The sequence below is a fragment of the Mesorhizobium sp. RIZ17 genome (assembly GCF_051127865.1).
In the GTDB taxonomy this organism is placed as follows: Bacteria; Pseudomonadota; Alphaproteobacteria; order Rhizobiales; family Rhizobiaceae; genus Mesorhizobium; species Mesorhizobium humile.
Window position 1 is genome coordinate 867,379 of the sequence record NZ_CP147861.1, and the last position, 12,182, is coordinate 879,560.

At 64.1% G+C, this 12,182-nt stretch carries 11 protein-coding genes; 1 reads left to right on the forward strand and 10 read right to left on the reverse strand.

The features are described from left to right. Positions 1–3: 3 nt before the first annotated feature. The 4 genes from WDX12_RS04275 to WDX12_RS04290 all read right to left on the reverse strand — a co-directional run bounded on the left by WDX12_RS04275 (position 4) and on the right by WDX12_RS04290 (position 4,255). Positions 4–1,113 (reverse strand): ABC transporter ATP-binding protein, encoded by a 1,110-nt coding sequence (locus WDX12_RS04275; RefSeq protein WP_320297025.1) that lies wholly within the window; start codon positions 1,111–1,113, stop codon positions 4–6. Beyond that, entirely contained in the window at positions 1,113–2,045 is a 933-nt protein-coding gene (locus WDX12_RS04280; RefSeq protein ID WP_320296925.1) for a carbohydrate ABC transporter permease, read from the reverse strand. The genes WDX12_RS04275 and WDX12_RS04280 overlap by 1 nt, the downstream gene beginning before the upstream one ends. After that, on the reverse strand, positions 2,038–2,931 hold the full coding sequence (locus WDX12_RS04285; protein WP_434724039.1) for a carbohydrate ABC transporter permease: 894 nt from the start codon (positions 2,929–2,931) through the stop codon (positions 2,038–2,040). Before WDX12_RS04285 ends, WDX12_RS04280 begins: the two co-directional genes overlap by 8 nt. Positions 2,932–3,016: 85 nt before the next feature. After that, positions 3,017–4,255, reverse strand: coding sequence for an ABC transporter substrate-binding protein (locus tag WDX12_RS04290; RefSeq protein WP_434724040.1), 1,239 nt, complete (start codon positions 4,253–4,255; stop codon positions 3,017–3,019). 386 nt (positions 4,256–4,641) lie between these two features. Here WDX12_RS04290 and WDX12_RS04295 point away from each other — a divergent pair, with 386 nt between their 5' ends. Beyond that, positions 4,642–5,688, forward strand: a complete 1,047-nt coding sequence (locus tag WDX12_RS04295) for a LacI family transcriptional regulator (protein ID WP_434724041.1) — start codon at positions 4,642–4,644, stop codon at positions 5,686–5,688. Positions 5,689–5,914: 226 nt separating this feature from the next. On the opposite strand, the gene gndA is transcribed toward WDX12_RS04295, so the two are convergent. From gndA to WDX12_RS04325, 6 genes are all read right to left on the reverse strand, one after another. Further along, positions 5,915–7,339, reverse strand: coding sequence for an NADP-dependent phosphogluconate dehydrogenase (gene gndA, locus WDX12_RS04300; protein WP_434724042.1), 1,425 nt, complete (start codon positions 7,337–7,339; stop codon positions 5,915–5,917). A gap of 152 nt (positions 7,340–7,491) precedes the next feature. Continuing rightward, positions 7,492–9,120: a copper resistance CopC/CopD family protein gene (locus WDX12_RS04305; protein ID WP_434724043.1), complete on the reverse strand. Its 1,629-nt coding sequence runs from the start codon at positions 9,118–9,120 to the stop codon at positions 7,492–7,494. A 50-nt stretch (positions 9,121–9,170) separates the two neighbouring features. Continuing rightward, complete coding sequence (locus WDX12_RS04310; protein ID WP_434724044.1) at positions 9,171–9,689, reverse strand: YcnI family copper-binding membrane protein; 519 nt, start codon at positions 9,687–9,689, stop codon at positions 9,171–9,173. A 30-nt stretch (positions 9,690–9,719) separates the two neighbouring features. Then, positions 9,720–10,274 carry a copper chaperone PCu(A)C gene (locus WDX12_RS04315; protein WP_434724045.1) on the reverse strand — a complete coding sequence of 185 codons (555 nt, stop codon included), beginning with the start codon at positions 10,272–10,274 and terminating at the stop codon, positions 9,720–9,722. Between the two features lie 88 nt (positions 10,275–10,362). Then, on the reverse strand, positions 10,363–10,710 hold the full coding sequence (locus WDX12_RS04320; RefSeq protein ID WP_434724046.1) for a hypothetical protein: 348 nt from the start codon (positions 10,708–10,710) through the stop codon (positions 10,363–10,365). A 339-nt stretch (positions 10,711–11,049) separates the two neighbouring features. After that, positions 11,050–11,952, reverse strand: coding sequence for a GntR family transcriptional regulator (locus tag WDX12_RS04325; protein ID WP_320296934.1), 903 nt, complete (start codon positions 11,950–11,952; stop codon positions 11,050–11,052). Positions 11,953–12,182 lie beyond the last annotated feature (230 nt).

Genomic DNA, 12,182 nt, shown 5'->3' on the forward strand with positions numbered 1-12,182 from the left:
GGGTTAGAGGCGGCTGTCGGTCTCGGCGTCGAACAGCGAAGCGCGCGCCGGATCGAAGCCGATGCGGATCGCATCGCCGTTGTGCAGCGTCTTGTCGGCTTCGACGCGGAAGGAAAGGATTTGGCCGCCGAGCTTTGTCCACACCAGCGTGTCGGAGCCCATCGGATCGACGATCTCGACGGTGGACTCGGCGGTGAACGGCATGGCCCTCGCCGCTTCGCCGAAAGCAATATGCTCGGGCCGGATGCCGAAGACGCAGGGCTTGGCGGCGCGACCTCCATCGCTGTCGAACTGATAGCGGGCGAGCGGCACCGACATGCCGTCGGCCTTGAACACCGGCGCCTCGCCCGCTTCGAGCCGACCCTTGAGAAAATTCATCGCAGGCGAACCGAGGAAGCCGGCGACGAAGCGGTTGACGGGGCGGTTGTAGATCGTCTGCGGCGCGTCGAGCTGCTGGATCACGCCGCCCTTCATCACCGCGATGCGGTCGGCCAGCGTCATCGCCTCGATCTGGTCGTGGGTGACATAGATCATCGTGTTCTTGAGCCTGCGATGCAGAAGCTTGATCTCGACGCGCAGCTCGGAACGCAGCTTGGCATCGAGGTTGGAAAGCGGCTCGTCGAACAGGAAGACGTCGACGTCGCGCACCAGCGCACGGCCGATCGCCACGCGCTGACGCTGGCCGCCCGAAAGCGCCGAGGGCTTGCGCTGCAACAGCGGGCCAATCTGCAGGATCTCGGCGGCGCGGGCGATGCGTTTGGCGATCTCCTCCTTCGGCACGCCGGCGACACGCAGGCCGAAGGAAAGGTTCTTCTCCACCGTCATCTGCGGATAGAGCGCGTAGGACTGGAACACCATGCCGATGCCGCGGTCCTTCGGCTCTTCCCAGGTGACGTTCTTGCCCTTGATGAAGATGCGCCCGTCCGAAATGTCGAGCAGGCCGGCTATGCAGTTGAGCAAGGTCGACTTGCCGCAGCCGGACGGGCCGAGCAGCACGATGAACTCGCCCTCGGCGACATCCAGGTTGAGTGTCTGCAGCACCGAGACGGCGCCGAAATTGAGCGACAGGTCCTGGATCGAAACGCTTGCATTGGCGATTTCAGCTTCCATCATCATCCTTTCACCGCGCCGGCGGCGATGCCGCGCACGAAGAGCTTGCCGGAAATGAAGTAGACGATGAGCGGAACCAGCCCGGTGAGGATGGTCGCGGCCATGTTGACGTTGTATTCCTTCACGCCCTGCACCGAGTTGACGATGTTGTTGAGCTGCACCGTCATCGGATAGGTGTCGGGGCGCGTGTAGACGACGCCGAACAGGAAGTCGTTCCAGATGCCCGTCACCTGCAGGATGATGGCGACGACGAAGATCGGCAGCGACATCGGCAGCATGATGCGCAGATAAATGCCCCAGAAGCCGGCGCCGTCGACGCGCGCCGCGCGGAACAGTTCCTCCGGCATCGAGGTGAAGTAGTTGCGGAAGAGCAGCGTCAGGATCGGCATGCCGAAGATCGAATGCACGATCACCAGGCCGGTCAGCGAGCCGTAGATGCCGATCTCGCGCAGGATGATGACGATCGGATAGATCATCACCTGGTAGGGGATGAAGGCGCCGACGATCAGGATGATGAAGAAGGTGTCGGCGCCCTTGAAACGCCAGTTGGCCAAGGCATAGCCGTTCACCGAGGCGATCGCGATCGAGAGCAACACCGACGGCACCGTGATGCGCACCGAATTCCAGAAGCCGCGCGAGAGCCCGTCGCAATTGAGCCCTGTGCACGCTGTCGCCCAGGCTTTCACCCAGGGCTCGAAGGTGATCTCCACCGGCGGCGAGAAGATGTTGCCGAGGCGGATCTCCGGCATGCCCTTCAGCGACGTGACGATCATCACGTAGAGCGGCAAGAGATAATAGAGCGCCACGACGATCAGCGTGCCGTAGAGGAAGATGTTGCGGCGCGACAGCACGTGCCGCGGCTTCGGCCCACTCGGGCCGGCGGCATCGCGCCTGAGCGCTTGTGCGCTGGTGGACAGGGAGGCGACGTCAGCCACGCTTCTTGCCTCCGAATTCGAGATAGGCCCAGGGCACGATGACGATCACCACCGACAACAGCATCATGGTCGAGGCGGCAAACCCCTGGCCGAGATTCTGGGCGAAGAACATGTAGTCGTAGACGTATTTCGCCGGTACTTCGGAGGCGATGCCGGGGCCGCCGCTGGTCTGCGCCACGACCAGGTCGTAGACCTTGACGATGCCGGCGGCGATGATCACCAGCGTGGTGATGAAGACCGGCCGCATCATCGGGATGACGATGAAGAGATAGGTCTTCCAGGTCGGAATGCCGTCCACCCTCGCCGCCTTCCAGATGTCCTCGTCGATGCCGCGCAGGCCAGCCAGCATCAGGCACATGATCAAGCCCGTGCCCTGCCACAGCGCCGCGATCGAAATGCCGTAGATGACGATGCTGGAATTGTAGAGCGGGTCGAAGCTGAAGCTCGTCCAGCCGAGGTCGCGCACGACGCGCTGGACGCCGAAATCCGGATTGAGCAGCCATTGCCAGACCAGCCCGGTGACGATGAAGGACAGCGCGAAGGGATAGAGGAAGATCGTGCGGAACGTGTCCTCGAAGCGGATCTTCTGGTCGAGCAGGGCTGCAAGCAGGAAGCCGATGACCAGCGAGAACACCAGCGAGATGACGCCGTAGATCAGAAGATTCTCGATCGACACCAGCCAGCGCGATGTCGACCAGAGCCGGTGATACTGGTCGAGCCCGACGAAATTGAGCCGCGGCAACAGCTTCGAATTGGTGAAGGAGTAGAGAACCGTCCACGCCGTGCCGCCGACGAACACCACAAGCGCAGTGAGCACCATCGGGATCGATGCGACCTTGGCGTTCAGGTTACGGAAAAGGTGGTTAGGGCGTTCGCTGTTGCTCATCTCGGCAGCCGGGCTGGGACAATGAGGACGTCATGCTCCCGACCCCCGATAGGCTGGGGCCGGGAGCGGGCGGGGGCGCCGGTTGTCAGTCCGCCGAACCGATGATCTCGGCGAAGCGCTTCTGCGCCTCTTCGACGGTCATGTCGGGCTTGGCGAAGAACTCGGAGAACAGGTCTTCCTTCTGCTTCTGGGTGTCCTGCGAAAGCAGTTGGTCCGTCCACGGCATGACCGCGCCCTTGGCGAGGATGGCGAGGCCCTTCTTCATGCAATCGTTGGCCGTGCCGAGGTCGACGTCGCCGCGCACCGGCAGCGAGCCCTTCTTGAGGTTGAAGGCAACCTGGGTCTTCGGATCGAGCAAGGTCTCCGCCAGAACTTCCTGTGCCTTGGCCTTGTCGGCATCCTTGAGCAGCGGGAAGTAGAAGGCGTCGCCGCCGGTAGCGATGACTTCGTTCAGGCCGAGGCCGGGCAGGCAGGTATAGTCCTTGCCGGCGGTCTTGCCGGCGACCTGGAACTCGCCCTGCGCCCAGTCGCCCATGATCTGGCCGGCAGCCTTGCCGGTGATGACCAGATTGGTCGCCTGGTTCCAGTCCTGCACATTGGTGTTCTTGGCCATCTTGCGGGCGTCGTCCGCCGCCTTGAACACCTTGGCGATCTCCGGACCGGCCGCAAAGGTGGCGTCCTTGTTCTTGTAGACCTTGAGGAAGGTGTCAGTGCCGCCAACAGCGGCCATCAGCACGTCGAAGGCGCCGGAAGCCTGCCAGGGCTGCCCGCCGACGGCGAGCGGAATGATGCCTGCCTTTTCCAGCGCCGGCGCGTCCGCCACGAATTCATTCCAGTCCTTCGGCAGCGGCAGGCCGGCCTTCTGGAAGGCCTCGTTGGACAGCCACAGCCACTGCCAGGAATGGATATTGACCGGCACGCAATAGATCTTGCCGCCGATGGTGCAGCTGTCGAGCAGGCTCTTCGGCCGCACGACCTCGGTCCACTTGCCCTTGGTGGCGATGTCGGTGAGGTCGCGCATCAGCCCGGCCTGCACCAGCTCCTCCGCCTGCCGGCCGTGGTTGAACTGCGTGGCGCCCATCGGATCGCCGCCGGTGATGCGGCTGATCATGATCGGCCGCGCCGTGCCGCCGGAGCCCGCAATGGCGCCGTCGACCCAGTGATTGCCTGTCGCGTCGAATGCCTTGGCAAGCTCGGCAACCGCCGCCGCCTCGCCGCCGGAAGTCCACCAATGGGTGACTTCCAGGTCGGTCGCGGCCGCCGGGCCGGCGAAGTTGAACGCAACCGTCGCGGCAAAGGCGGCAGTCATGAATTTGTATCGCATTTCGGCTTCCTCCCAGAATCTGAAACGTTACAGATTTTCGATACGGCAAATGGACTGCATAGGCAACCCCTCGCCTCAAAACCAATCAAGATTTTTTCGAGGCCCGAACAAAATCTCTCTTCTGGGATGGCAATGCCGACGTCGGAACAGTCGTTTGGTGGCAAAACCCGGCCTGAAGCCGAGATTTCTTTGTGATTCCAGAGACTTTCGGTTCGCCTCCGCAGCGCAATGGAATGCTTCCGGCCCTGCCGGTCGCTCACGAAGATTGGCAACCTGTAACGTTTCAGTATATTGAACCAGGCGACATGCTGAAGGTCGCGCAATTGTCAACGCCGCACGATTGCCGGCCGGCCTTGCGGCTGCTATGCGCCTGACGGGCGGGACGAATGGATAGACGGGTAACGAAGAAGGGCGACGACGACACGTCGGGCAAGGAGCGGCCGACTCTGAAGACGCTTGCCTTCATGACCGGACTTGGCGTCACGACGGTCTCGCGCGCGCTGAAGGATGCGCCGGAAATCGGCGCCGAGACCAGGCGCCGTGTCCAGCTCGTCGCCAAGCAGATCGGCTATCGCCCGAACCGCGCCGGCGTACGCTTGAGAACCGGCAAGACCAACGTCATCTCGCTTGTGCTGAACACCGAGCAGGAGCTGATGAGCTTCGTTTCGGACATCATCTACGGCGTCACCGAGGTGATCGCCGACACGCCCTACCATTTGATCGTCACGCCCTATTCGCGCTCGCAGGATCCGCTCGACCCGGTGCGCTATCTGGTCGAGACGGGCTCGGCCGACGGCGTCATCATCTCGCGTACCCAGCCCAACGACCCGCGGGCGCGTTACATGCTGGAGCGCGGCATCCCCTTCGCCACCCATGGCCGCACCGACATGGGCCTGGTGCATCCCTATCACGACTTCGACAATTACGCCTTCGCCGGCGAAGCCGTGCGCTATCTCGCCGGCAGGGGCCGCAGCCGGCTTGCGCTGGTGACGCCGCCGGTCGGCCTCACCTATTACGGCCATACGCTGAACGGCTTTGCCGATGCGTTGAGCGAGGTGGGCGCCTCGGAGGTGCCATTCAACACCGTCTCCATCGACCAGTCGATCGAGCAGATCAGGATGCGGACTGCGCAGTTGATGCGGCGCAAGGACCGGCCGGACGGCTTCGTCAGCAGCGCCGCCGCCGCCACGCTCGCCATTGTGGCCGGCATCGAGGACGCCGGACTGAAGCTCGGCCGCGACGTCGACGTCGTCTCGAAACAATCGTCGGAACTGCTGCATCTGTTCCGGCGCGAGCTGCTTGTCGTCAACGAGAATTTCCGGCTGGCCGGCTCCGAGCTCGCCAAGGCCGTGCTCGGCTGGATCGGCGGCGCTGATCCAGGCACGCTGCAATCGCTCAGCACGCCGAGCGAGGTCTTGCCCTATCGCGGTTAGCTCTGGTTCGTTGGAGATTGGCCGAAGCTCCTCAGCTTCGTCATTCCAGGGCGAAGCAGGAGCGAAGCTCCGTCGCGGAGACCCTGGAATCCATGCCGTGACCTTGGCCAGAAAACGCAGCGGAGCAGAATTCTGCACGGTTGCGACACTCGGATGTCACGGAATGGATTCTAGGGTCTGCGCGCGTCGCTTCGCTCCTTGCTCCGCCCTAGAATGACGACCAAGCCTAGGCCGCGCCACTGCCCCATGGGCCGTGGAACGCCCCCTCTTCCCCGATGCGCTCGAAGCCATGCGCGCCGAAGAAATCGCGCTGCGCCTGGATGAGGTTCGACGTGCCGCGTCCCTGGCGGTAGCTGTCGAAATAGGCGAGCGCGGAGGACAGCGCCGGCACCGGTGAGCCGGCCTCGGAAGCGCGCGCCACGATGCGCCTGAGCGACGGATGCGCTTCCTTCATCATGGCGATGAAGGCCGGCGCCATCAAAAGGTTGGTGGAAGCGCCGCCGGAGCCGAAGGCCTCGGCCATCGTGTCCAGCATCTGCGAGCGGATGATGCAGCCGGCGCGCCAGATCTTGGCGATGGTCGGCATCGGCAGGTTCCAGTTGAACTCCTTCGAAGCGCCGCTCATCACGGCAAAACCCTGCGCATAAGCCGCGATCTTGCCGGCGAACAATGCGAGCTCCAGGTCCTTGAGCAGCACGGCCTTGTCGCCGGGGATCTTCGCGACGCCGATATTGCCATAGGCCTTTTCCGCCGCCTGCCGCTCGTCCTTGATCGAGGAGAGCACGCGCGCCGCCACCGCCGCCTCGATGGCCGTCGCCGGAATGCCGAGCTGCTGCGCCTCGATGACCGACCATTTGCCGGTGCCCTTCTGCCCGGCGCGGTCGAGGATGATGTCGACCACCGGCTTGCCGGTCTTCGGATCGTCGGCGGCCAGCACCTTGGCGGTGATCTCGATCAGATAGGAGTTGAGCCGGCCCTGGTTCCAGCCGTCGAAGACCTTGCCGATCTCCTTGGGCGCCATGCCCAGACCGTCGCGCAATATGCCATAGATCTCGGCGATCATCTGCATATCGGCATATTCGATGCCGTTGTGGATGGTCTTGACGAAATGGCCGGCACCGTCATGCCCGAGCCAGGCGGCGCAGGGCTCGTCCTTGAACTTGGCGGAAATCGCCGTCAGCACGTTCTCGACGCGCTTCCAGGACTCCTCGGTGCCGCCGACCATGATCGACGGACCGTGACGCGCGCCTTCCTCGCCGCCCGAAACGCCCATGCCGATGAAGGTCAGGCCCGAGCCAGACAGCTCGGAGAAGCGGCGCATCGTGTCGCGGAAATTGGCGTTGCCGGCATCGATGACGATGTCGTTGTTGGAGAGCACGCCGCGCAGTGCCGCGATCTGCTCGTCGACCGGCTTGCCGGCCAGCACCATGATGATGATCGGCCGCGGCGGCCGGATCGCCGCGGCGAGTTCCTCCAGGCTGTAGCACGGGACGACCATGTCCTTCAGCGAACCGGCGCTCTCGACGAAGGCGTCGGTGCGCGATGGCGTGCGGTTGAAGACGGCGATGCGGTGCCCGTGCTCGGCGATGTTGAGCGCCAGGTTGGAGCCCATCGTGCCAAGGCCGATCAGGCCGATTTCGGCTTTTTCCATCGTTTCTTCCCTACTTCCGGATGCTTGTTGCAGGCCGCGCCCTGGAGAACGCCTTTTCCAGATGAATGACGGGCCGAGGCGACGGCGTCAACCGTCTGACCGAATTGTGTCAGGCGGTTGTAGATCGGATTGGGGCCGGCCTCACCTGAATATCACTCAGCGCGGATGTCGATCGGCGCCTCGATCTTCACCATCTCAAAGTCCGAAACGAGGATATCCAGCCGCGCGTTCCAGCGCCCGGGAATTGGGATGACGAGATTGTCGACGCGCCAGGTGCCGTCGCCGGGCTTTGTCGCCGGCCGCTTGATCGGCTCGATGCCGGAATCCGGCTTCGACAGCACCAGCGTCACCGCCTTGGCGTCGAGCGGGCCGAAATCGCCGGTCATGATCACCACCGAAGCGGCGACCTCGCCGGCATGGCCCGGCGTGATGCTGAGATCGGCCATCGCCTTCAGCGTGTGGATGTGGATCGACACCGGTTGCGCGGCGGCGATCGCCAGCGCGCGCGGCGGCGGGGTGAAGCGCCAGCCGGCGGCGACGCCGAAGATGGCAAGCACGATGACCACCTCGATGCGGATGGAGCGCGCCAGCCGTCGCTGCACCTCCGTGTCGCCTGCCTCGGCGGGCGCGGTCAATGTCCAGCGGTTGATCGCGGCAAGCGTGAACAGGAAGAGCAGCAGAGCCAGCTTCAAGAGTAGCAGCCGGCCATAGGACGTATGGACCAGCGCCGCCGGTACCTGGACCTGGATGATTGCCAGCATGATGCCGCTTGCGGCAAGCGCGATGACGACCGGCAGGATCGCGCGGGAGAAGCGCCGCAGAAAGGCTTTTGCTTCCGCGGGTTGCTGCCGCAGCGCTAGGCCGAGCGGCGCCAGCGAACCGGCCCAGAAGGCGATTGCGGCGCCATGCAGGAACACCAGCGGCCGCGTCAGCCATTGCGGCTCGGCGGCGCTGGCGTGGCCGCTCGCGGCGAGAGCGCCGCCGACACTGAGCAGTGCAGCACTTGCCGACAGCTTGCGAAGACCTGACGGCCCGGCAAGCGACAGCAGCGCGAGACCAAGCGCGATCACGCCTATCAGCACCGTCCAGACGAAGCTCGTCTCCAGCGCGGTCTTCCAGACAACCGGTGCCGCAAACCGGGCGAGCGGCGCGCCGAGCCCATCCAATCCCTGCAGGCCGAGCGATACCGGCGCGCCGGCCAGACCGAAAAGCAGCGCCGCGGTGACAAAGCGCTGGCCGCAACGCCGGTCCTCGGCCAGCCATGCAAGCGCGAACGCGCCGCCGACGCCGAGGAAGAGGCCGGCATAGAGAAACAGCCTGGCTGCCCAGATCGCCGCGCGCAACGTCCGGTCGACGGCTTCGGCCGCCACCGGCGCGGCACTTGGCGCACCTATGGAAAACAGCGCCGAACCGGCGACCGGATGGCCGTCGACCGACACCACTCGCCAGCTCAGCACATGCGTGCCGGATTTGAGCGTTTCAGGATTGTCGATCTCAACGGTCTGATCGTTGAGACGGAAGGATGTCAGCGCAAGCTGCGAGCCGTCCGGCCGCACGAGCGTCAGGACCAGCGGCGAGACCGGCTCACTGAAGGTGAGTGAGAATTCGCCGGGACTTTGCGGCAGCACCGCGCCGTCGGCCGGATCGGTCGCGACCAGCGCCGCATGCGCAAGGGCGCGACCAGGCATGGCCAATACCGCCATCGCCACGAGCACTGCCACCAGCCAGGCAAGCGGGCCGGTATGCAGGCGGATCGTCGAGGAAGGCTGTGCTGCGTTCATGCCGTCATGACAGGAATGGTGGCGCGCCCCGATGGAGCGCCAACGAAAGATCATTTCTTCGGCAGCAATTTGATGCCGGGCGCTGGAGTTTCCAAGGCGTCCTCATCCTGGCCCGTCGCCGGGATCTCGATCCAGCGATCGATGGCGTCGCCGCATTCCTGGACCACCGGAAAATAGAGCATCTGGCCGGCCGGCAGATCGGCCGCCAGCGAAGCGCGGAAGACGAACTCGTCATAGAACTCGTCGGGCAAATTGCCGCCGCTCCAGTCCACTTCCTTCACGCCGGTGGTCAGCGTCTCGCCATAGAGCTGGTAGGATTTCTCGTACCTGCCCTTCTTGGCCTGCAGCGTCCAGCCGGGCTTGGGCATCGGCTTCACCGCGATGACGCCTTCGGGGATCTGCACGCGCACGGCGGTGGTCGCCTTGCCCTCGCAGCCATGCGGCACGCGCAGGACCGCCTTATAGGTGGAGCCGACAGCCGCTTCCTGCGTTTCAAGCGTGATGTGGGCGAGCGCGGCATTGGTCCCGAGCGCGCATAGCACGCCCGCCGCCAAAAGATACTTCCTCATGGATCGTCCCTCTGATTTCGAACTGGCGGATTACTCGGCGTGATCCATGTCCATATCGCCACTGCCGGTCTCGCCCATGCCTTCGACGGCAAACTCGACTTTGACGCTGCCGGCCTTCTCAAAGGTCAGCGTCGCGGCGAATTTCTCGCCCTGCTTCGGCTGCCGCTTCAGGCCGGTGAACATCAAATGGTAGGCGCCCGGCTTCAGCGCGACCTTGCCGCCGGCCGGGATCTCCAGCCCGCCCTCGACCGGCCGCATGGTCATGACGCCGTCCTTGACGCCCATCTCATGCAGCTCGGCCTTGTCGGAGATCTCGGAGGAAATCGACAGCAGCCGGTCCGGCACGCTGCCCTTGTTGGTCACGGTGAAATAGCCGCCGGCCACCTTGGCGCCCGGCGGCGTCGCCCGCGACCAGGGATGCTCGATCTCGAGATCGCCGACCTTGAATTCATGCGCGATGGCGGCCGGAATGCAGGCCAAGAGAAGGACAATGAAAAGCGTGGCGAAGGCGAGACGCTGCCGCAAGCCGAGCTGCGGCTGACCGCGAAGGGCGAAGGCTCGCGCCTTGGGAAGAAGATTGGACATGGTTGCTCCATGGATAGGGAATCGCGCCGCAATGCGGTCGCGAGCAGTCTGATCATAGGATGGACAAGGCCGCGAAAGGTTCCGCGGATCAGCCGATTGCCGGCGGCGCGCGCGGATTGGCCGGCGAGCGATCGCGGGCGAAGTCGAGATGCTGGAAGGCCGGGACCGCAAAAGCGACTGTCTCGAACGCCATCGCCCTGTGAAGCGCATTCGCTTCCGGCGGCGGCAGATGCGCCGGCGAAGCCATGCTGCAGCCGAGCGAGCAGCAGGCCGGCATATGCTGCTGATGGGGATCGCCGTCGGGGAGCTTTACAGCCCCTTCATGCGTGCAGATGACATTGCCGAAGGCGTCGAGTTGCGACGGCGCGCCGAAGGCGAACGCACCGAGGGAGGACTGAAGCAACAGAATTAGCGCCGCGACGAACGCGGCCGGCATGCTCCATCGTCTCAGCCGGATATTCAACGCAAAGCCTCTCCCGGAAACTTGATCGACCCTAACATGGACGATGCGGCCGGAAAATCGGCAAAACCGCGCTGCGGCAACGCGGCGCGATGCGCCTGTTTTTATGGGTCTGTTGAGATTCAGGTCAGGCCGAGCCGAGAATGGTGGTTTCCGAGAACCGGCCTACGCCGGCCGTAGCCTTCCTAGAGCGGAGACCCTTATGAGGGCTTCGGCCGGCGAAGGCCGGAGCGGAGCGTACTTGAAGTACGTGAGCACCGGAAGCGCAGGAAGCCGCCGTTCGCAGGCCGGCATCACCTGAATATCAACAGACCCTCAGGCGGGCTGCGCCTGCCGTCCCTCGGGAATGGAGCTCAGCAGCGTCTGGCGCGCCGACTTCAAATGCTTGCGGCAGGCGGCGTCCACCTTGCCGGGATCGCGCGATTTGAGCGCCGCGATATAGGCGAGGTGCTCCTGCACCGCGACCTCGTTGCGCTGGCGCTCCTCGGCCTTGTTCCACTGATAGTGGTAGTGGAAGATCATGGCGATGACATCGTAGAAGTCGACGATGAAGCGGTTGTGCGAGGCGCGGTGGATCAGCCGGTGGAGGCGCTCGTCGAGCTCGGAGAATTCGTTGAAGCGCGTGGCGATCTCGCTGGCGAGCTGGCGATGCTCGACCTCCAGCCCGTCGAGATCGGCCCAGACCGCGCTCTCCAGCGGTAGCGCGACAAACGCCGCCGCCGAGCGCAGCTCGAACATCTCGCGTATCTCGGTCAATTCGAGCGCGAAGGCGCGCGTGAAACCTTTCAGCACCCAATGGCTGTTGCGCCGTTTCTCGATCAGGCCGAAGCGCGAGAAGCGGATCAGGAACTCGCGCACGCTGGTGGTGCCGACGCCGATCTCGCGCGCCAGTTCCAATTCGTTGATCTGCATGCCGGCCTCGGCGCCACTGGCAAGCAGCCGTCGCATGAAGGAACGCTCGATGATCTCGGCCAGCGTGTCGGTCTCTTCCTCCGGGAAGAAATCCTCCGGCCGCGGCGCCCTGAGCACCGTCTTGCTGCGCTTGTTCCAGGCGATCAGCCCGGTCTCTTCCATGCGGGTAAGGATGCTGCGCACCGTGGTGCGGCTGACGCCGAGCAACGTGCCGAGCTCGGGTTCGGAGGGCAGGCTTTTGGATTCATCGAGCAGCCGCAGACAGCGGTTGAAGGCGTCCTTGTAGACGTTGTTGCTCTTCGACATTCCCTGCCCCGTTGCCTCGCCGGCGCTTGCGACGGCCGACTTGAGGCGCAATTATGGTGCGTTCCTAGCTCAAGCTTCCGAAAACAGGAAAGGTTTTCGCCGGCTTGCCAAACGGACACCCGCACCGCCAGAGGGCGCGCGCTGTCCGCGACGAAAAAACAATTGACGCAAAAATGTTTTTTCCCGATAAAAGACATTACCTTTAAACGGGCGCGAGTCAATCCGCCCGC